This is a genomic window from Streptomyces flavusporus, assembly GCF_046267975.1.
GTDB classification, from domain to species: Bacteria; Actinomycetota; Actinomycetes; order Streptomycetales; family Streptomycetaceae; genus Streptomyces; species Streptomyces flavusporus.
The window spans coordinates 3,257,640-3,278,389 of sequence record NZ_CP176503.1 but is presented as its reverse complement, the minus strand read 5'-3'; the positions used below and the strand labels follow the sequence as shown (position 1 = coordinate 3,278,389).

The 20,750-nt window shown below is 70.1% G+C and carries 18 protein-coding genes and 1 tRNA gene; 15 read left to right on the top strand and 4 right to left on the bottom strand.

The window, feature by feature from the left end; all coding sequences use genetic code 11:
* Nucleotides 1–243: 243 nt before the first annotated feature.
* The gene (locus ACKTSN_RS15395; protein WP_409469657.1) at nt 244–714 is read right to left on the bottom strand and encodes a GNAT family N-acetyltransferase; all 471 of its coding nucleotides are present in this window, start codon (nt 712–714) and stop codon (nt 244–246) included.
* A gap of 608 nt (nt 715–1,322) precedes the next feature.
* Nucleotides 1,323–1,394 (bottom strand) — tRNA-Arg (locus tag ACKTSN_RS15390).
* 83 nt (nt 1,395–1,477) lie between these two features.
* Here ACKTSN_RS15390 and ACKTSN_RS15385 point away from each other — a divergent pair.
* The 14 genes from ACKTSN_RS15385 to glyA all read left to right on the top strand — a co-directional run bounded on the left by ACKTSN_RS15385 (nt 1,478) and on the right by glyA (nt 17,453).
* The gene (locus ACKTSN_RS15385) at nt 1,478–2,053 is read left to right on the top strand and encodes a response regulator (protein ID WP_409469656.1); all 576 of its coding nucleotides are present in this window, start codon (nt 1,478–1,480) and stop codon (nt 2,051–2,053) included.
* Nucleotides 2,054–2,297: 244 nt separating this feature from the next.
* Nucleotides 2,298–3,383: an ArgS-related anticodon-binding protein NrtL gene (gene nrtL, locus ACKTSN_RS15380; protein ID WP_409469655.1), complete on the top strand. Its 1,086-nt coding sequence runs from the start codon at nt 2,298–2,300 to the stop codon at nt 3,381–3,383.
* 19 nt (nt 3,384–3,402) lie between these two features.
* Nucleotides 3,403–4,794: a diaminopimelate decarboxylase gene (lysA, locus tag ACKTSN_RS15375; protein WP_409469654.1), complete on the top strand. Its 1,392-nt coding sequence runs from the start codon at nt 3,403–3,405 to the stop codon at nt 4,792–4,794.
* Nucleotides 4,795–4,942: 148 nt separating this feature from the next.
* Nucleotides 4,943–6,232 carry a homoserine dehydrogenase gene (locus ACKTSN_RS15370; RefSeq protein ID WP_409474835.1) on the top strand — a complete coding sequence of 430 codons (1,290 nt, stop codon included), beginning with the start codon at nt 4,943–4,945 and terminating at the stop codon, nt 6,230–6,232.
* Between the two features lie 6 nt (nt 6,233–6,238).
* Nucleotides 6,239–7,297, top strand: a complete 1,059-nt coding sequence (gene thrC / locus ACKTSN_RS15365; protein WP_409469653.1) for a threonine synthase — start codon at nt 6,239–6,241, stop codon at nt 7,295–7,297.
* A gap of 259 nt (nt 7,298–7,556) precedes the next feature.
* Nucleotides 7,557–8,486, top strand: coding sequence for a homoserine kinase (gene thrB, locus ACKTSN_RS15360; RefSeq protein WP_409469652.1), 930 nt, complete (start codon nt 7,557–7,559; stop codon nt 8,484–8,486).
* Between the two features lie 405 nt (nt 8,487–8,891).
* Nucleotides 8,892–10,916 (top strand): transcription termination factor Rho, encoded by a 2,025-nt coding sequence (gene rho, locus ACKTSN_RS15355; protein ID WP_409469651.1) that lies wholly within the window; start codon nt 8,892–8,894, stop codon nt 10,914–10,916.
* A 187-nt stretch (nt 10,917–11,103) separates the two neighbouring features.
* Entirely contained in the window at nt 11,104–12,231 is a 1,128-nt protein-coding gene (locus ACKTSN_RS15350; protein WP_409469650.1) for an LCP family protein, read from the top strand.
* A 195-nt stretch (nt 12,232–12,426) separates the two neighbouring features.
* Nucleotides 12,427–12,648: a 50S ribosomal protein L31 gene (rpmE, locus tag ACKTSN_RS15345; protein ID WP_059301453.1), complete on the top strand. Its 222-nt coding sequence runs from the start codon at nt 12,427–12,429 to the stop codon at nt 12,646–12,648.
* A gap of 106 nt (nt 12,649–12,754) precedes the next feature.
* Entirely contained in the window at nt 12,755–13,822 is a 1,068-nt protein-coding gene (gene prfA / locus ACKTSN_RS15340; protein WP_385515218.1) for a peptide chain release factor 1, read from the top strand.
* 70 nt (nt 13,823–13,892) lie between these two features.
* Nucleotides 13,893–14,732, top strand: a complete 840-nt coding sequence (gene prmC, locus ACKTSN_RS15335) for a peptide chain release factor N(5)-glutamine methyltransferase (RefSeq protein WP_409474834.1) — start codon at nt 13,893–13,895, stop codon at nt 14,730–14,732.
* A 60-nt stretch (nt 14,733–14,792) separates the two neighbouring features.
* The gene (locus ACKTSN_RS15330; protein ID WP_409469649.1) at nt 14,793–15,440 is read left to right on the top strand and encodes an L-threonylcarbamoyladenylate synthase; all 648 of its coding nucleotides are present in this window, start codon (nt 14,793–14,795) and stop codon (nt 15,438–15,440) included.
* Nucleotides 15,437–16,102: a protein-tyrosine-phosphatase gene (locus tag ACKTSN_RS15325; protein ID WP_409469648.1), complete on the top strand. Its 666-nt coding sequence runs from the start codon at nt 15,437–15,439 to the stop codon at nt 16,100–16,102. Before ACKTSN_RS15330 ends, ACKTSN_RS15325 begins: the two co-directional genes overlap by 4 nt.
* Before the next feature lie 109 nt (nt 16,103–16,211).
* Nucleotides 16,212–17,453 (top strand): serine hydroxymethyltransferase, encoded by a 1,242-nt coding sequence (glyA, locus tag ACKTSN_RS15320; RefSeq protein ID WP_409469647.1) that lies wholly within the window; start codon nt 16,212–16,214, stop codon nt 17,451–17,453.
* A 101-nt stretch (nt 17,454–17,554) separates the two neighbouring features.
* Here glyA and ACKTSN_RS15315 read toward each other — a convergent pair whose 3' ends face one another.
* Nucleotides 17,555–17,950, bottom strand: a complete 396-nt coding sequence (locus tag ACKTSN_RS15315) for a hypothetical protein (RefSeq protein ID WP_409469646.1) — start codon at nt 17,948–17,950, stop codon at nt 17,555–17,557.
* A 17-nt stretch (nt 17,951–17,967) separates the two neighbouring features.
* On the bottom strand, nt 17,968–18,378 hold the full coding sequence (locus ACKTSN_RS15310; RefSeq protein ID WP_409469645.1) for a hypothetical protein: 411 nt from the start codon (nt 18,376–18,378) through the stop codon (nt 17,968–17,970).
* A 273-nt stretch (nt 18,379–18,651) separates the two neighbouring features.
* On the opposite strand from ACKTSN_RS15310, the gene ACKTSN_RS15305 reads away from it, so the two are divergent.
* Nucleotides 18,652–20,739 (top strand): hypothetical protein, encoded by a 2,088-nt coding sequence (locus ACKTSN_RS15305; protein WP_409469644.1) that lies wholly within the window; start codon nt 18,652–18,654, stop codon nt 20,737–20,739.
* The last annotated feature ends 11 nt before the right edge of the window (nt 20,740–20,750 follow it).

Genomic DNA, 20,750 nt, shown 5'->3' with positions numbered 1-20,750 from the left:
TGCCGCGAGCACGATGAGCGGCCGCCGAACGCTCCCGAACCGGCGTCGAAGTGCTGTCCGTTCTAATGGACAAAGCCAGGCAGGCTACCCCGGAGCCGCCAGAGCCTCCGGAGGAATGGCCAGATGCGGGGTAACGGTCACTTGGCGCGGACATGCAGCTGATGGGCATCGACGTCCAGGTGCCCACCAGCTTTTTCGTCGTGTGGCCACCGGAGGTCAAACCGTCCGCGTTTCCGTATGAGCTCACCGAGTGGGGAAGGCGAGCCGCAGAACGATCTCGCCTTCGTCGATCTCCCCGGTGGGCTCGAACCCGAACTTCTGGTAGAAGGGCCACGGCTCGCCTTCGCCGGGCTCGTAGCTGGTCAGTAGCTCGGTGGCGCCGTCCGCGCGAACCAGGGCGGCGATCTGCAGGAGCGCCTCTCGGCCGATCCCTCGCCCCTGGTACCGCTTGTCGATGAGGAGACGCCAGAGGAAGTGCCGTCCTTTGTAAGGACCGGCCAGCGGTTTCCACGACAGCATCACGAAGCCGACCGGCTCGTCGCCGCGGTACACGGCGCGGTACCAGGGATTGGCCTTCGGTTTCTTTGCCGCCTCCTTGAGCGACTTGGATACGGAGGCGACGAACTGCTTCTGGTCACGTCGGACGCGGAGGGCACGAACGGCATCCCGGTTGTCGTCGGTGATCTCCCGTAGGTGCACGCCTGGGGATCTCATGCCACATCCCTTCCGCATCCGGCAGCTGCGCCATCCGGGCCTACGTGAAGAGCCCCATGCGTACGCGTTGTCGAGGACGCCAGGTTGGACGTCTTCGAAGCGTATTCGACACAGGCGATGTGGAGCGGAACTGGCACGCCGGGCTGTGGCCGCGTCCGAGGCAGCTCCTGGTCGAAATAGCCAACATCTCGTGATGAACCACCGTCCACTGCCGTCGGTCCTGCTCTTCTCTCGGCTGCTGGGGGAGCACTTTGCCGGGACACGGTACGCCCAGTACTTCGCTGCCCCGTCGGCCGATGCCGACCGCGGCTGAAGAGGAGATCTCATGCCCACGACATGACAGGGCCCTCATGGTCACCGGAACCGGTGACGTCCTCCGGGCACCGTTGATGGTGCACGTCTCGGGACGGTTGGGCGCGGCATGGCGCCACGCCGGCCGGGTTCAGGCAAGGCTCGATGACCAGGGACGATGCGCCAAGATCCTGTCCACGAATAGTCCACAGACGGCGTCATAGGGCCGCTCAGGGCGGCATACGCCTGCACATGCACGAAGACCCCGGCCTCAGCGTTTCCGCTGGTGACGGGGTCTTTGGGCACCTCATGCAGGGTGCCCCCGGCAGGATTCGAACCTGCGCACACGGCTCCGGAGGCCGTTGCTCTATCCCCTGAGCTACGGGGGCGTGTCGGTCGCGGCTTCCTGCTCGCGGCGACGGGTAGAACACTACCAGCTCCTTCGGGGTGGTCATGAACTGGTTTCGGGGGGATGGCCAGGACGTCAACCAGGGGTGCGGCTCGCCCGCAGGGGGTGGAAGTGGGGAAAACCCGGACGCGGTGGCCGGTCCGGACCTACTCTCGAGTTGTGCCAGGCGCGTCGGGCCGGGTGCTTGTTGTGGACGACAACAAGGTCATCCGGCAGCTGATCAGGGTCAATCTCGAGCTGGAGGGCCTCGAGGTGGTGACCGCGGCCGATGGTGCCGAGTGTCTGGATGTCGTTCATCAGGTGCAGCCTGATGTGGTCACCCTCGATGTTGTCATGCCGCGGTTGGACGGGTTGCGGACTGCCGCCCGCCTGCGTGCGGATCCGCGGACGCGTGATCTGCCCCTTGCCATCATCAGTGCCTGTACGCAGTACGAGGTCGAGACCGGCCTCGACGTCGGCGTCGACGCCTTCCTCCCCAAGCCGTTCGAGCCCGCCGAACTCGTACAGCTCGTACGGCGGTTGATCGAGCGGAGGGGGAGTGGCAGTGGGAGTGGCGGCAGCGCTGGTGCGATCGGCTCCGGAGTCGGCGGGCTGCTCGGGGCCGCGGAGGCCGAGAGTGCCGGTCGCGCGGGCGGGTGAGCGGCGGCCCGGAGCGCCGACCGGGCGCTGATCCGGCACGCGGATGAGCCGGGGCCCGGCGGGCGAATGGGTGCGGGGACTCGCAGACGGATGAGCCGAGGCCAGGCAGGCGAATGAGCCCCGGCCCGGCAGGCCGTCCAGTCGCGGTCGACCGCAGCAGCCGCCCGCAGCCGTACGTCCACATCCCGGACCCTCTCCCAAACCGGCTCGCCTACCCACCCCCCTCCTCCCATACGCTTGCCCCGTGACCCCCGTCGAGCTCTCCCGCACCGTGCTGCATGCGGTGCGTCGTGCTGTCGACGAAGGGGAGCTGAGCGTGACCGTGCCCGCACGGGCCGTGGTGGAGCCGCCGGGGCCGGGGGGGTGGGGGGATTACGCCACCAACATTGCCCTGCAGCTCGCCCGCCCTGCCGGGCAGCCGCCGCTTCTGGTCGCCGAGGTGCTTCGCCCATATCTTGCCGGGGCGGACGGCGTCACCGGGGTTCAGATCACCGGGCCGGGGTTCCTCAACATCGCCCTCGACGGCGCCGCCTCCGTCGGCCTGGTGCAGCGCATCCTGCGGGAAGGCCTGCGCTACGGGCACTCCGACGCCCTCGCCGGGCAGGTGGTTCAGCTGCACTGTCCTCATGAGGTGCGTGCCGTCGTCGTGGCGGACGCCGCCGCCCGCATCCTGCGCTCCCAGGGCGCCCTCGTCCGCACCAGTTGCACTGCCCGGCCCGAGCCGGAGTGGGAGTCGGTGCTCGGCGTGCGCGTCGACGCCTACGGCGGGCCGGACGCACCGGCACCGCTCGACGCCCACGGCGGATCTGACGCACCGGCACCGGTCGACGTCGTCACCGTACGGCCCGTCCCCGCCCCCACCGATCCCCTCCCCCTCGGCCGTGACGCCGCCCGCTGGGCCCTGCTCCAGCCCGCGGCGCACGACCGGCCCCGGATCAACGCCGATCATCTGGTCCAGCGGGAGGGCAATCCCCTCTTCCGGGTGCGGTACGCCCACGCCCGCAGCCGGGCCGTCACCCGTAACGCCGCCGATCTGGGCTTCGCCGCCGACCCCGGCCGCGTACCGGACGCAGCGCACGTCGAGGCCCTGCTCGCCGACCACCCCCGCATCCTCACCGCGGCCGCCCGCGACCGCGCCCCCGACCGTCTCGCCCGGCACCTCGTCACCGTCGCCGATGCCGCCCTCGCCCTGCTGCCCGCCGTGCTGCCGTGCGGTGAGGAGAAACCCTCGGCCGCCCACCGCGCCCGGCTCGCCCTCGCCGAAGCCGCCGGGACGGTGCTGGCCGGCGGCCTCGCCCTGCTCGGCATCGACGCACCCGACCACCTCTGAGAGAGCCACCGGAAGAACCATGAGCCGTTCCGCACACCCCGCCGGGCCCCGTCACGCCGACGTCCTCCCCGAGGGTCACTACTCCGCCCCGCCGGCCGACCTCAACGCCCTCGACCCGAAGGTGTGGGCGCAGACCGTCGCCCGGGACGGCCACGGAGTCGTGACCGTCGGCGGTATCGACGTCAAGAAGCTCGCCGAGGAGTTCGGCACGCCCGCCTACGTCGTCGACGAGGCCGACTTCCGCGCCCGCGCCCGTGCCTGGCGCACGGCCTTCGGTCACGACGCGGACGTCTTCTACGCGGGCAAGGCGTTCCTGTCCCGGGCGATCGTGCGCTGGCTGCACGAGGAGGGGCTGAACCTCGACGTCTGCTCCGGCGGCGAACTCGCCACCGCCCTCTCCGCCGGCATGCCCGCCGACCGGATCGCCTTCCACGGCAACAACAAGTCCACCGACGAGATCGAGCGGGCCATCAACGCCGGGGTCGGGCGGATCGTTCTCGACTCCTTCCAGGAGATCGTCCGCGTCGCCCACATCGCCCAGTCCCTCGGCAAGCGGCAGCGCGTGCAGATCCGGGTCACGGTCGGCGTCGAGGCGCACACCCATGAGTTCATCGCCACCGCCCACGAGGACCAGAAGTTCGGCATTCCGCTGGCCGGCGGACAGGCCGCCGAGGCCGTACGGCGTGCCCTTCGGCTCGACGGGCTCGAGCTGATCGGGATTCACTCGCACATCGGGTCGCAGATCTTCGACATGTCGGGCTTCGAGGTCGCCGCGCACCGCGTCGTCGGGCTGCTCAAGGACATTCGGGACGAGCACGGCGTCGAGCTGCCCGAGATCGATCTGGGCGGTGGCCTCGGGATCGCGTACACCAGTGACGACGACCCCCGCGAGCCGCACGAGATCGCCAAGGCCCTCACCGAGATCGTCAGCCGTGAGTGCGAGGCCGCCAGGCTGCGCACCCCGCGCATCTCCGTCGAGCCCGGACGGGCCATCGTCGGGCCCACCGCCTTCACGCTCTACGAGGTCGGCACCGTCAAGCCCCTCGACGGCCTGCGGACGTACGTCTCCGTCGACGGCGGCATGTCGGACAACATCCGCACCGCGCTGTACGACGCCGAGTACAGCGTCGCCCTGGTCTCCCGCACCTCCGACGCCGGGCCGATGCTCGCCCGGGTCGTCGGCAAGCACTGTGAGAGCGGCGACATCGTGGTGAAGGACGCGTTCCTGCCGGCCGACCTGGCACCCGGTGACCTCATCGCGGTGCCGGCCACCGGCGCGTACTGCCGGTCCATGGCCAGCAACTACAACCATGTGCTCCGCCCGCCGGTCGTCGCCGTGCACGACGGCGAGGCGCGGGTGATCGTCCGCCGGGAGACGGAGGAGGACCTCCTGCGGCTCGACGTCGGATGACCCAGTCCATGAGGGGTGGAAGATCTCCTGTCTCCACCCCTCGTCGAAATGAAAAAGATGTCTCACGATCCGGACAAATGGCAGAAACTCCCGTCCGGTGAGTGAGACTGGTGCAACCGCATACGGTGAGAGGAAACGAGGTCGGATGATGCGTACGCGTCCGCTGAAGGTGGCGCTGCTGGGCTGTGGAGTGGTCGGCTCAGAGGTGGCGCGCATCATGACGACGCACGCCGACGACCTCGCCGCCAGGATCGGCGCCCCCGTCGAGCTCGCGGGCGTCGCGGTCCGCCGGCCCGACAAGGTGCGCGAGGGCATCGACCCGGCCCTGGTCACCACCGACGCCACCGCCCTCGTCAAACGCGGCGACATCGACGTGGTCGTCGAGGTCATCGGCGGTATCGAGCCCGCCCGTACGCTGATCACCACCGCCTTCGAGCACGGCGCGTCCGTTGTCTCCGCGAACAAGGCCCTCCTCGCCCAGGACGGCGCCGACCTCCACGCGGCGGCCGAGACGAACGACAAGGACCTCTACTACGAGGCCGCCGTCGCCGGCGCCATCCCGCTGATCCGCCCGCTGCGCGAGTCCCTCGCCGGCGACAAGGTCAACCGGGTGCTCGGGATCGTCAACGGCACCACCAACTTCATCCTCGACAAGATGGACTCGACGGGGGCCGGGTACCAGGAGGCCCTCGACGAGGCCACCGCGCTCGGATATGCCGAGGCCGACCCCACCGCCGATGTGGAGGGCTTCGACGCCGCCGCCAAGGCCGCGATCCTCGCCGGAATCGCCTTCCACACGCGCGTGCGTCTCGACGACGTCTACCGCGAGGGCATGACCGAGGTCACCGCCGCCGACTTCGCCTCGGCCAAGGAGATGGGCTGCACCATCAAGCTGCTCGCCATCTGCGAGCGGGCCGCGGACGGGGGCTCGGTCACCGCGCGCGTGCACCCGGCCATGATTCCGCTGACCCACCCGCTCGCCTCCGTGCGCGGCGCGTACAACGCCGTGTTCGTCGAGTCGGACGCCGCCGGTCAGTTGATGTTCTACGGCCCCGGCGCCGGCGGCTCCCCGACGGCCTCCGCCGTCCTCGGTGACCTGGTCGCCGTCTGCCGCAACCGGCTCAGCAACGCGACCGGCCCCGGCGAGTCCGCGTACGCCGCGCTGCCCGTCTCGCCCATGGGCGAGGTCGTGACGCGCTACCACATCAGCCTTGATGTCGCCGACAAACCGGGTGTTCTCGCCCAGGTGGCCACCGTGTTCGCCGAGCACGGCGTGTCCATCGATACGGTGCGGCAGCAGGGCAAGGACGGCGAGGCCTCCCTCGTCGTCGTCACGCACCGCGCGTCCGACGCCTCCCTCAGCGGGACCGTCGAGGCGCTGCGCAAGCTCGACACCGTGCGGGGTGTCGCCAGCATCATGCGGGTTGAAGGAGAGTAACCAGCAATGACCCACCAGTGGCGCGGAATCATCGAGGAGTACCGGGACCGGCTGCCCGTCTCCGACACCACGCCGGTCGTGACGCTCCGCGAGGGCGGCACGCCCCTCGTGCCCGCGCAGGTGCTCTCCGAGCGCACGGGCTGCGAGGTCCATCTCAAGGTGGAGGGGGCCAACCCGACCGGGTCCTTCAAGGACCGCGGGATGACGATGGCCATCTCCAAGGCCAAGGAGGAGGGCGCCAAGGCGGTCATCTGCGCCTCCACCGGCAACACGTCCGCCTCCGCCGCCGCTTATGCCGTACGGGCGGGCATGGTGTCCGCCGTGCTCGTCCCGCAGGGCAAGATCGCGCTCGGCAAGATGGGCCAGGCGCTCGTGCACGGCGCGAAGATCCTGCAGGTCGACGGCAACTTCGACGACTGCCTGACGCTGGCTCGCGCGCTCAGCGACAACTACCCGGTCGCTCTGGTCAATTCGGTCAATCCGGTGCGTATCGAGGGTCAGAAGACGGCTGCTTTCGAGATTGTGGACATGCTCGGCGAGGCGCCCGACATCCACGTCCTGCCGGTGGGCAACGCGGGCAACATCACGGCCTACTGGAGGGGTTACAAGGAGTACGCCGCCGACGGCGTGGCCGGGCGTACCCCGCGCATGTGGGGCTTCCAGGCCTCCGGCAGTGCGCCCATCGTGCGCGGCGAGGTCGTCAAGGACCCGTCGACCATCGCCACCGCGATCCGTATCGGCAACCCGGCTTCCTGGCAGCACGCCCTCAACGCGCGGGACGAGTCCGGCGGTTTCATCGACGAGGTGACGGACCGTGAGATCCTGCGCGCCTACCGCCTGTTGGCCGCCCAGGAGGGCGTCTTCGTGGAACCTGCCTCCGCCGCGTCCGTGGCCGGTCTGCTGAAGGCCGCCGAGCAGGGCAAGGTCGACCCGGGCCAGCGCATCGTGTGCACCGTCACCGGCAACGGCCTGAAGGACCCCGACTGGGCCGTCGCCGGCGCCCCGCAGCCGGTCACCGTCCCGGTCGACGCGGCGACGGCGGCCGAGCGGCTCGGCCTGGCATAACGCCTGCTCCGAGGGTCATCCCCGTAGGGGGTGCACAGGGGGCTTACGACACGCATCGTGCGCCTCCTGTGCGCCCTATGTCGCCACAGAACCTTCCTTCGATAGGCTGTACCTAACCCACCCGCCGCACATGCCGCGGTGCCGCGTCGTCTCCGCAGCCGGACAGCGTCCGGCCTCCCGGCGAAAGGCGGCCGCAGGGTTCGTCGTACGTCATCGAATGTCTTCGACAATCACGCAGCTCAAGGAGAGTCATCGAGCGATGGCCGGTCCAGCCTTCCGCGCCGCCGCCGTACGGGTGCGCGTCCCCGCCACCAGCGCCAACCTCGGCCCGGGCTTCGACGCCTTCGGCCTCGCGCTGGGGCTCTACGACGACGTGGTCGTCCGGGTGGCCGACTCCGGGCTGCACATCGACATCGCGGGTGAGGGCAGCGAGACGCTGCCACGTGACGAAAAACACCTCCTCGTACGCTCCCTCCGCACCGCCTTCGATTCCCTGGGCGGACAGCCGCGCGGCCTGGAAATCGTCTGCGCGAACCGCATTCCGCATGGCCGTGGCCTGGGCTCCTCGTCGGCTGCCATCTGCGCCGGCATCGTTGCCGCGCGCGCCGTGACCATAGGTGGCGAGGCAAAGCTCGACGACACGACCCTGCTCGAACTCGCCACCGAGATCGAGGGCCACCCGGACAACGTGGCGGCCTGTCTGCTGGGCGGTTTCACGCTCTCCTGGATGGAGGCCGGGGGCGCGCGGGCGATCAGGATGGAGCCCGCCGATTCCATCGTTCCGGTGGTTTTCGTGCCCGGGAAGCCGGTACTGACCCAGACCGCGCGCGGACTGCTCCCGCGCACCGTGCCGCACGTCGACGCCGCCGCCAACGCGGGCCGGGCCGCCCTGCTCGTCGAGGCCCTGACCAGGCGCCCGGAGCTGCTGCTGGCCGCCACCGAGGACCGCCTGCACCAGGAGTACCGCGCGCCCGCCATGCCCGAGAGTGCGGCGCTGGTCGAGCGGCTGCGGGCCGACGGCATTCCCGCCGTGATCTCCGGCGCCGGACCCACGGTGATGGCGCTGGCCGACGCGGGAACGGCCGACAAGGTGGAACAGCTCGCAGGTCAGGGCTGGGCCGCGAACCGGCTCGCGCTCGATCTGCAGGGGGCGAGCGTGCTGCCGCTCGCGCCCTCCGGTTCCGATTAAGTGCATGCGATTGCCGGATTTGGAGAGGGGGAATGTTTGTTGGATCCGGTAGTGTTAACCTCAAGTCTGCACCCGACCCCACCATGGCGAGGTGCCTCGTGTCCCAGTCCGGGACAGACATTCTTCCGGGAGCCCCCCAAGCCGCACTGTGTTTTGTACCTCGTACGCGGGCAGTACGTCGTACGCCGACACTGAGCGGTCCGACGGGCACGCTCCGGAACCGGTGCGACCACGCCACGTGACACTGGGTGCCACGGCTCGAGGAAGCGCCATCACCAGATATTTCTTCCGCCGCTTAGGCGGACCACCGCCCCGGCACGGTTCGCACAGCAAGGACCGAAGCCGGACAGCACAACCGGTCGCCGAGCCAGACAGGCCGACGTCCGCTCCAGGGAAGGACCCTTCGTGAGCGACACCACCGATCTGATGGGCGCACGTGTCGAGGAGACCGCTGCCGCGCCCGCCACGGACGCCTCCGCGCCTGCCACCGGTGCCGGCTCCCGGCGGCGCCGCGGTACCGGCCTCGAGGGCATGGTGCTGGCCGAGCTGCAGCAGGTCGCATCCGGCCTCGGCATCAGGGGCACCGCGCGTATGCGCAAGAGCCAGCTGATCGAGGTCATCAAGGAGGCGCAGGCCGGAGGCGGAGCCCCGGCGAAGGGCGCCGAGGCCGCCGAGACCAAGCCCAAGCGCCGCGCCACCTCCAAGGCGCGCACGGGTGAGGACGCGCCCGCCGAGAAGACCGCGAAGGCCGCGAAGAGGGCCGAGGCGCCCGCCGAGAAGGCCGTGGCCCAGCAGCAGATCGAGATCCCCGGCCAGCCGGCTGGGGGCCCCTCCCACGATGGGGGCACCTCCCGCGCGAGCGCAGCCGAGCGTGGGGGAGAAGCCGAGCGTGGGGGAGACGACGCCCCCGCGGAGCGCCGTCGTCGCCGGGCCACCGCCGAGGCCGGCAGCCCCGAGACCGTCACCGCCGAGGCGAAGAGCGAGCCGAAGGCCGAGGCGCCCGCGCAGCAGCAGCCGCAGGGCGACGCCGGTGAGGGCGCCGAGGGCCGCCGCCGGGACCGCCGTGAGCGCGGCCGGGACCGCGACCGTGACCGCCGTAAGGGCGACGATCAGCAGCGCGGTCAGCAGCAGGGCCAGCAGCAGGGCCAGCAGGGTGGCGGCCGCCAGGACCGTCAGCAGGACGACGACGACTTCGAGGGCGGCCGCCGGGGCCGTCGCGGCCGCTACCGCGACCGCCGGGGCCGTCGTGGCCGCGAGGAGATGGGCAGCGAGCCGCAGATCGCCGAGGACGACGTCCTGATCCCGGTCGCGGGCATTCTGGACATCCTCGACAACTACGCCTTCATCCGTACGTCGGGCTACCTGCCGGGGCCGAACGACGTGTACGTCTCCCTCGCTCAGGTCCGCAAGAACGGCCTGCGCAAGGGCGACCACATCACCGGCGCGGTCCGCCAGCCCAAGGAAGGCGAGCGGCGCGAGAAGTTCAACGCGCTGGTCCGCCTGGACTCCGTCAACGGCATGGCGCCCGAACACGGCCGTGGCCGCCCGGAGTTCAACAAGCTGACGCCGCTGTACCCCCAGGACCGGCTCCGTCTGGAGACGGACCCCGGCGTGCTCACCACCCGCATCATCGACCTCGTCTCGCCCATCGGTAAGGGCCAGCGCGGTCTGATCGTGGCCCCGCCGAAGACCGGCAAGACCATGATCATGCAGGCGATCGCCAACGCGATCACGCACAACAACCCCGAGTGCCACCTGATGGTCGTCCTCGTCGACGAGCGTCCGGAAGAGGTCACCGACATGCAGCGGTCGGTCAAGGGCGAGGTCATCTCCTCGACCTTCGACCGCCCGGCCGAGGACCACACCACGGTCGCCGAGCTCGCCATCGAGCGCGCCAAGCGACTGGTGGAGCTGGGCCACGACGTCGTCGTCCTGCTCGACTCGATCACGCGTCTGGGCCGTGCGTACAACCTCGCGGCGCCCGCCTCCGGCCGCATCCTGTCCGGTGGTGTCGACTCGACCGCCCTGTACCCGCCGAAGCGCTTCTTCGGTGCGGCCCGCAACATCGAGGACGGCGGCTCGCTGACCATCCTCGCCACCGCCCTGGTGGACACCGGGTCCCGCATGGACGAGGTGATCTTCGAGGAGTTCAAGGGCACCGGCAACGCGGAGCTCAAGCTCGACCGGAAGCTCGCCGACAAGCGCATCTTCCCGGCGGTGGACGTCGACGCGTCCGGCACCCGTAAGGAAGAGATCCTGCTCGGCGCCGAGGAGCTGGGCATCGTCTGGAAGCTGCGCCGGGTGCTGCACGCGCTCGACCAGCAGCAGGCGGTCGAGCTGCTCCTCGACAAGATGAAGCAGACGAAGTCGAACGCCGAGTTCCTGATGCAGATCCAGAAGACGACGCCGACGCCGGGCAACGGCGACTGAGCCGTCCAGGACACGGCAACCTGTGAGGGCCGCCCCCCGTCACCGAGGTGACGGGGGGCGGCCCTCACAGTCTTCTGTGCAACCCTGTGCCGGGTTTCCCCGTCTGACCGTACGGAGCGACGATGGTGCGGTACACGCCTGTTCCTCACCGCAGGGGGTAACCGACCCGACGAGAACCGAGGAGCACATGTCTGCCGAGAGCACGCCGGAGCCCGGCATACCGGGCGAGCCCGGCACCACCGGCCCGCGCCATCGCGCCTCCGGCCGCCGCAAGTCCCGCGGCAAGGGTCTGCTGATCACGGCCTGGACCGCGGCGGGCATCGTCGTCCTCGGCGGCACCGGCCTCGGGTACGTGTACTTCAAGCTCAACGGCAACATCAACAGCGTCGACATCGACCACGCCCTCGGCGGCGACCGGCCCGAGAAGGTCGACAACGGCTCCGAGAACATCCTGGTCCTGGGCTCGGACACCCGCTCCGGCAGCAACCAGGACCTCGGCGGCGGCGCCGACGACGGCAGCGCCCGCTCGGACACGGCGATGATCGTGCACCTCTACGAGGGCCACAAGAAGGCCAGCGTCGTCTCCATACCGCGCGACACCCTCATCGACCGCCCGGAGTGCACCGACACCGACGGCACCACGCATGACGCCGAGACGAGCGTGATGTTCAACTCCGCGTACACCACCGGCGGCGCCGCCTGTGCCGTGAAGACCGTCGAGTCCCTCACCGGCATCCGCATGGACCACTATCTGGAGGTCGACTTCAGCGGCTTCCAGAAGCTGGTCGACGAGCTGGGTGGCGTCACGGTCACCACGACCGAGGACATCGACGACCCCGACAGTCACCTGAACCTCGAGGCCGGCCCGCACAAGCTCACCGGCGCGCAGGCCCTCGGCCTGGTCCGCACCCGGCACGGCGTCGGCGACGGCTCCGACCTCGGCCGCATCCAGCTCCAGCAGGCCTTCATCAAGGCGCTGGTCGAGCAGGTCAGGGACGTCGGCCTGTTCACCAGCCCGAAGAAGCTGTACGACCTCGCCGACACCGCGACCAAGGCCGTGACGACCGACTCCGACCTGGGCTCGGTGAACTCCCTCGTGTCCTGGGCAAACGGCCTCAAGGGCATCAGCGCGTCGAAGATGCACATGGTGACCATGCCGGTCCAGTACGACCCGGCCGACCCGAACCGCGTCCTCCTGGACGAGCCCAAGGCCCAACAGGTCTGGACCGCCCTCAAGAACGACAAGCCGATCCCGAAGACGGCCACGGAGGGCACGGCAACGGGCGAAGCCAAGGGCGTTGTGAGCGCCCCTTAGGGGCGCGGGGCTGTATCTCTGTGCGGCTCCGCCGCGTGGGCGCGACAAGCCCAAGACGGCCCGCAGGGAACAAACAACAGCAACCCCCGGTTTTGGGGGATGGCCCCAGTCCTGGCAGACTGGTACGTCGGCTCCGGTTCACGCTCCCGCATCCCGCGGCAGCGACCCGGCGCCCTCCCGAAACTAGGAGACACCTTGAAGCGCGACATCCACCCCGAGTACGTCGAGACGCAGGTCAGCTGCACCTGCGGCGCGTCGTTCACCACCCGCAGCACGATCCAGTCCGGCACCATCCGGGCCGAGGTCTGCTCCGAGTGCCACCCGTTCTACACGGGCAAGCAGAAGATCCTCGACACCGGTGGCCGTGTGGCCCGCTTCGAGGCCCGCTTCGGCAAGGCTGCCGGCTCCAAGAAGTAGCGAGCCCCATTTCGCCGGTCCACGGCCGCGCCCTTCTCCGGCGTGCCGGGACCGGCGTTTTTGGTCGCCCGCCCCTTCACCCACGTACGCACCACAGGAGCCAGAGATGTTCGAGGCCGTCGAGGAGCTCGTCGCCGAGCACGCCGACCTGGAGAAGAAGCTCGCCGACCCGTCGGTCCACGCCGACCAGGCCAACGCGCGCAAGCTGAACAAGCGCTACGCCGAGCTGACCCCGATCGTCGCCACGTACCGCTCCTGGAAGCAGTCCGGCGACGACATCGAGACGGCCCGCGAACTGGGCGCCGACGACCCGGAGTTCGCCGCCGAGGTCAAGGAGCTGGAGCAGCAGCGCGAGGAGCTGACGGAGAAGCTGCGGCTGCTGCTGGTCCCGCGCGACCCCAGTGACGACAAGGACGTCATCCTCGAGATCAAGGCCGGCGCGGGCGGCGACGAGTCCGCCCTGTTCGCCGGCGATCTGCTGCGCATGTACCTGCGGTACGCCGAGCGGGTCGGCTGGAAGACCGAGATCATCGACGCCACCGAGTCCGAGCTGGGCGGCTACAAGGACGTCCAGGTCGCGGTGAAGGCGCGCGGGCAGATCGAGCCCGGGCAGGGGGTGTGGGCCCGGCTGAAGTACGAGGGCGGCGTGCACCGCGTGCAGCGGGTGCCGGCCACCGAGTCGCAGGGCCGCATCCACACCTCCGCGGCCGGTGTGCTCGTCACGCCCGAGGCGGAGGAGGTCGACGTCGAGATCAACCCGAACGACCTGAGGATCGACGTCTACCGGTCGTCCGGCCCGGGCGGCCAGTCCGTCAACACGACCGACTCCGCGGTGCGCATCACGCACCTCCCCACCGGAGTGGTCGCCTCCTGCCAGAACGAGAAGAGCCAGCTGCAGAACAAGGAGCAGGCACTGCGTATCCTGCGCTCCAGGCTGCTCGCCGCGGCACAGGAGGAGGCGGAGAAGGAAGCCGCCGACGCCCGCCGCAGCCAGGTCCGTACCGTCGACCGCTCCGAGAAGATCCGTACGTACAACTTCCCGGAGAATCGCATCTCGGACCACCGCGTCGGCTTCAAGGCGTACAACCTGGACCAGGTCCTGGACGGCGACCTCGACGCGGTGATCCAGGCCTGCGTCGACGCGGACTCGGCCGCCAAGCTCGCAGCCGCGTAAGGCATTCACGAGTACACGGAGGACGAGCGTGCAGCAATCATTTGGGGGGCGGCCCCCGAGCGCCCGCAGCGTGCTGCTCGCTGAGGTAGCTCAAGCCACCCAGCGGCTGGCCGACGCCGGCGTGCCCTCTCCGCGCACCGACGCGGAGGAGCTCGCCGCGTTCGTGCACGGTGTGAAGCGGGGCGAGTTGCACTCCGTGAAGGACTCCGACTTCGACGCCCGCTACTGGGAGGTCGTCGCACGCCGTGAGCAGCGCGAGCCGCTGCAGCACATCACCGGGCGCGCCTTCTTCCGGTACCTGGAGCTGCAGGTCGGGCCGGGCGTCTTCGTGCCGCGTCCCGAGACCGAGTCGGTGGTCGGGTGGGCCATAGACGCCGTGCGTGCCATGGATGTCGTCGAGCCGCTCATCGTCGACCTGTGCACCGGCTCGGGCGCCATCGCGCTCGCCCTCGCCCAGGAGGTGCCGCGCTCCCGGGTGCACGCCGTGGAGCTGTCGGAGGAAGCGCTGCGGTGGGCCCGCAAGAACGTGGAGGGGTCCCGGGTCGATCTGCGGCAGGGTGACGCCCTGACCGCCTTCCCCGACCTGGACGGCCAGGTCGACCTGGTCATCTCCAACCCGCCGTACATCCCGCTCACGGAGTGGGAGTACGTCGCTCCCGAGGCGCGCGACTACGACCCCGAGATGGCCCTGTTCTCCGGCGAGGACGGCCTCGAGCTCATCCGCGGCCTGGAACGCACCGCGCACCGGCTGCTGCGCCCCGGCGGCGTCGTCGTCATCGAGCACGCCGACACCCAGGGCGGCCAGGTGCCGTGGATCTTCACGGAGGAACGGGGCTGGGCCGACGCCGCCGACCACCCGGACCTCAACAACCGGCCGCGCTTCGCGACCGCCCGCAAGGCGCTGCCGTGAGCAGCCCGAACCCTTCCCCGCAGCAGTACGTGTACTTCGTGTACGAGGAGGCCCGCTGAAATGGCACGGCGATACGACACCAACGACGCGACCGACCGAGTGACCGGTCTGCGCGAAGCCGCGTCCGCCGTCCGCCGTGGCGAACTGGTGGTCCTGCCCACCGACACCGTGTACGGCATCGGCGCCGACGCGTTCTCCTCCGAGGCCGTCTCCGATCTGCTGGAGGCCAAGGGCCGGGGCCGCAACATGCCCACCCCCGTCCTGATCGGCTCTCCGAACACGCTGCACGGTCTCGTCACCGACTTCTCCGAGCTGGCCTGGGAGCTCGTCGACGCCTTCTGGCCGGGCGCCCTCACGCTGGTCGCCAAGCACCAGCCGTCCCTGCAGTGGGACCTGGGCGACACGCGGGGCACCGTTGCCGTGCGCATGCCGCTGCACCCGGTCGCCATCGAGCTGCTGACGGAGGTCGGCCCCATGGCCGTCTCCTCCGCCAACCTCACCGGCCACCCGGCGCCGGAGGACTGCGACGCCGCCCAGCAGATGCTCGGCGACTCCGTCTCCGTCTACCTCGACGGCGGCCCCACCCCCGGCAACGTGCCGTCCTCCATCGTCGACGTCACCGGCCCGGTACCCGTCCTGCTGCGCGAGGGCGCGATCTCGCCGGACGAGCTGCGCAAGGTCGTACCCGACCTCGAGGTGGCCAGTTGACAGCCCCTGACGCGGGGCGTGGCATAGGCAGCGGGGAAGAGACGACCACGTTCGGGTTCCCGAGGGACACCTTCCGCATCCTCCACGTCAGCACCGGAAACGTGTGCCGCTCGCCGATCACCGAGCGGCTGACCCGGCATTTCGTGCAGGAACGGCTCGGCATCCTGGGCGGCGGGCTGATCGTGGAGAGCGCGGGCACCTGGGGCCACGAGGGCGCGCCCATGGAGGCCAACGCCGAGACGGTGCTGGCCGACTTCGGCGCGGACGCGACGGGGTTCGTCGGCCGGGAACTGCTCGACGAGCATGTGATCCGCGCCGACCTGGTCCTGACGGCCACCCGGGACCACCGCGCCCAGGTCATCTCCATGGGCCACTCGGCGGGCCTGCGGACGTTCACGCTGAAGGAGTTCACCCGTCTGGTGCGGGCCATAGACCCGGCCACGCTGCCTCCGCTGGAGGAGGGCGTGGTCGCCCGCGCCCGCGCGCTGGTGCGGGCGGCGGCCGCTCTACGCGGGTGGCTCCTGGCGCCGACGGCCGAGGCGGACGAGGTGTACGACCCGTACGGGGCGCCGCTGCCGTTCTTCCGCTCGATCGGCGACGAGATACACCAGGCGCTGGATCCGGTCGTCACGGCGCTGACGGGTGTGACGGCGCATACGTGACTCCGGGCGCCTGACCACAGGCCCCACACGGCAGCCGTACAACAGCGGGCGCCCCCGACCACCCCGGCCTACATTGGACCTACGTGACTGTCGACGCCCGGAGTCCACCATGTCGGTCACCCATGCCCCTGAGGGCGCTGTCGATGTACTGCGGCGGCAGGATCCCGAGCTCGCCGAGATTCTGCTCGGGGAGCTGGACCGGCAGGCCACCACCCTCCAGCTGATCGCCGCCGAGAACTTCACCTCGCCGGCCGTCCTCGCCGCCCTCGGCTCGCCGCTCGCCAACAAGTACGCGGAGGGGTATCCCGGCGCCCGGTACCACGGCGGCTGCGAGATCGTCGACGTCGCCGAGCGGGTCGCCGTACAGCGGGCGCAGGCGCTGTTCGGGGCCGAGCACGCCAACGTCCAGTCCCACTCGGGCAGTTCGGCCGTCCTCGCCGCGTACGCCGCCCTGCTGCGCCCCGGCGACACCGTCCTCGCCCTCGGCCTGCCCTACGGTGGCCACCTCACGCACGGCTCGCCGGCCAACTTCTCCGGCCGCTGGTTCGACTTCGTCGGCTACGGGGTCGACGCCGAGACCGGGCTCATCGACCACGACCAGGTGCGCGCCCTGGCCCGTACGCACCGCCCGAAGGCGATCGTGTGCGGCTCGATCGCCTATCCCCGGCACATCGACTACGCCTTCTTCCGCGAGGTCGCCGACGAGGTGGGGGCGTATCTGATCGCCGACGCGGCCCATCCCATCGGGCTCGTCGCCGGGGGAGCGGCGCCGAATCCGGTGCCCTACGCCGATGTCGTCTGCGCCACCACCCACAAGGTGCTGCGCGGACCGCGCGGCGGCATGATCCTCTGTGGCTCGGAACTGGCGGAGCGCGTGGACCGGGCCGTCTTCCCCTTCACTCAAGGAGGGGCTCAGATGCACACCATCGCCGCCAAGGCCGTCGCCTTCGGTGAAGCGGCCACACCGGCCTTCTCGGCGTACGCGCACCAGGTGGTCGCCAACGCCCGGATGCTGGCCGCCGGGCTGGCCGCCGAGGGCATGGTGGTCACCACCGGCGGCACGGACACCCACCTCATCACCGCGGACCCCGCCCCGCTCGGCGTCGACGGCCGCAGGGCCCGCGGGCGGCTGGCCGCCGCCGGCCTGATCCTCGACTGCTGCGCCCTGCCGCACGACGACGCCCGTGGCCTGCGTCTGGGCACCGCGGCGGTCACCACGCAGGGGATGGGGGAGCGGGAGATGGAACGTATCGCCGCCCTGTTCGGGGGGGTGCTGCGCGGCGAGGTCGACGGCAGGCGGGCGCGTGCAGAAGTGCGGGAGCTGGCCGGTCGATTTCCGCCGTACTCCTGAAAGGCAGTAAAACAACCTATGGAACCCCGCGTGCGGGACAAAGAAAAATACCGGCCGTCCCGTGGTGATTTGGCGGGTACGGCCGGTATCTCTATATCAGGTCAGTTGTAGACCCAGCCACTGCAGTCGTCAGGATAGTTCGGAGCGTACTCGCACACCTTCATCCTGACGATGTAGGCGCCATTTCCGCTCTCCACCGTCCGCGGATTGCCGTCGTTGTCCGACTTCCAGTTGTCCTGGTCTTCCGGGTCGTTGCCGTCGACGTCCTGCTTGTTCCAGAGCGTCTTCTTGTTGTGCGGATCCGACGTGCGGATGTACTCGGCCTTTACCCAACGGCCGTCATCCTGGTTGTCCTGGATGTTCATGACCGATTCGGACTGCTCGGTCCAGCCCTTGGCGCCGGCCTTCTGGGCCGAGAGCGCGAACGCGGGGGATGCCGCGATCAGCGCCGTCACGGCGAGGGTGCCGATGCCGATGTAGCGCGCCTTCTTCTTCACAGGAATCTCCGTGGGTCTCAGGCCTTGGCGACCTTGTGGTCGCAGAACCGGTGGCGCCCGTTGGGGCCGTCCTTCAGGCACACCTGGATGGTGACATCGGTGCCTTCCGGGATCTTGACGGTCTTGATCTCGGATTCCACCGGATTGGCGCCGTTGGCGTCCTCGACCGTGCGCGTGACCAGGGCGCCGCCGGAGCGCCAGGTGATCGTGGTGATCGCGCGGAGGCCGTCGGCCTGGTTGTCCCGGGCGCCGAAGGCCTCCGTGTTGATGTCGCCGTCGATGTAGTGCCAGAAGATGCCCGTGCCACCCGGAGTCGAGTCCGTGGTGTTCACGCTGACCGTCGTGCCGGCCGACGCCGACGTGGACATGGCCGTAAAGGCCAGCAATGCCGTACCAGCGAGAGTGGCGGTGCGCAGAGCTGTGCGCAAAGTGAATTCCTCCCCGTTTTCCTGCCTGGTCGGTGATGCACCTGGTCAGTGATGCAAATTCATCCGAGCCGGAATGTTCATGCCAGGTAACTACATGGCGATCACATGGTCAACGGCATAAACGAATCATGGCTGACCGTCCCGTTGTGTCCCCTTATTAACCTCTATGCGTGATCTGCTCAGGCAGGTGTGTGATAGAAAAGCTGAATAGCGAGTGAGCAGGCACCGGGGGGCGTAATGCGGTGGGGCAGACAACACACGGGTTTCTGGGCATTGGCACTCGCTGCTTTCTTCATCTCCCTTTCTGCCGTCGGCTTGGTCGCGGCCGACGCCGCGTCCGAAGGGCGCCTCGAGCGGAGCCTCGCCAGGACGCCACGCTTCGTCTACGCCCATAAGTCCGAGCAGCCCCGCGCCCTGTGGTCCTGGCAGGTGGCCGACATCGACGGAATGCCGTACGACGTGGTGTTCCTCGAGCCCCTGGCAGAGGACGCGCCCCTGCCGCCCGGTCTGGCTCGCTGGCCGGTTCCCGGAGAGGTGTTCCTCTCGGAGGCCCTGCGCGAGGTCGGGGGCGGCGAGTCGATCGCGGCCCGGTACGGGCGGTACGGCGGCGCGATCGCACCGGCGGGGCTCGAGGCTCCGAGCGAGCGCTTCGCCTATGTGCGGCCTGCCGCCCGTGTCCTGGACAAGGACGAGATGCAGGCCGTCAGCGGCTTCGGGGAAACCAGCGGAGACGGGTTCAGCGGACTCGTGGGCGAGCACCTCCACATGCCTGCCATCGATGACTTCCCCCGCGTCTACGTGCTTCTGGTGCTGCTTCCCGTCGGCGTCCTGGCGTTCGGGCTGGCGGGCGTGCCCCGGGCGGGCCGGAGCGGTCCGCGGGCGGTCGCCGTTCCCGTGGTGGCCGGGGGACTGGCGGCGGGGCTCGTGGCGGCATGCGCGATGACCGTGGACGTACCGCTGCCGCTGGTGGAGTTCACGCTCTCCGGCCGGGACTTCCGGCAGGCGTGGCCCCTGGCGGCCGCTGCGGTGTCCGCCGGTTCACTCGCGGTCCTCGCCGTAGCGCTCCTTTCCTCTGTACTCCCTCGGGGAAGGGGACGTCTCGCCGGCCGCGTCGCCGACGTGATCCGGCGCGTCGACGGCGGCCGGTGGGGACTGTGGCTTTTCCCCTTCCTTCTCGTCCTTGTCACGCGCGGCGCCGAGTTGAGTCCCGCCGAGTACCGCGGCATCGTGCAGATCCTGGGTTCGGTCACGTTGCTGGCCACGTTTCCCGGCGCCGTAAGGGCCATGGTCGCGGGCCTCGGCCGGGCCATGTGTGCCTTGGGCGAGCGCGCGCGGCACTCCGGCGGCGCGGCCCTTCTCGCGGGCCGTAGGATGGTGGCTGAGCCGACCGCCGTGTCACGGCCGTTGAGCGCTCTCGCTATGGCCGTGCTCGTTGCCGCCCAGGTCCAGCTCTGGGCCGGTGCGGTCGGCGACACCACCCAAGGAGCCCTCGACACCCGACGTGCCCTGTCGAGCAGCATGCTGCTGGCGGGTCCGTCGTCGTCGGAGGCCCGCACTGCCGCTTTCGTGAAGGTGCTGCCCGGCGAGGCCGTGACGATGGGAGTGATCGCACGCGCTGACGGCGGACGCCTGGACATTGTCGGTTCTTGTGCTGCCCTGAGGGAGACCAGACTCAGTGGCGGGCGCCTCCCCTGCACGACCTCGGCCACGCGGACCGGGACGCCCGTCGTCGATCCGCGGCTGCGGGCGCTGCTCGCCGCGCTGGCCCCGGCGGACATCCCGGTGTACGCGCGCGTGGCGGACGTACCGAAAGAGCTGGCGGGCGCGGACGTATCCGGCGACCACGCTCAGCTGGTCCTGGTCGGTGAGGGGGAAAGGCGGCTGCCCGTGCCGGAGTTGAGTCGCGTCGCCCACCAGGAGCTGGGGACGACCGGTTCGGTGCGGATGCTCGGGGACGAGTGGGCGTGGGGAGCCGCGAGGAAGGTGACGGCCGGACGCTGGGTGCAGCTGCTGTCGTTGGCCGGGCTCACCGCGCTCGCCGCGACCGTGGTCTTCCGTCTGCGCTGCGAGGGGCCGGGCGGCGACTCGGCGGCCCCTACGGGGTCCGCCCATCCGCGCTGGGTGGCATGGTGGTACGTCGCCCCCGCGGGCGTCGCCACCATGGTGTCGGCGGCCCTGTCGGCCTGGTGGATCGCCGCACCGGTGAACAGCGTCTCCATGCCCGGTCCCGGTGCGATGGCGATCGTTCTCGGACCGGCGACACTGCTGCTGGCGACCGCCGCCCTGTTCTGTGTGCACGGGGCCCGCGCACCTTCTCCCGGCCTTGAGCGACGGTCCGAGGCGGAGAGCGCTACGGTCTAAGCTGGCTGCGA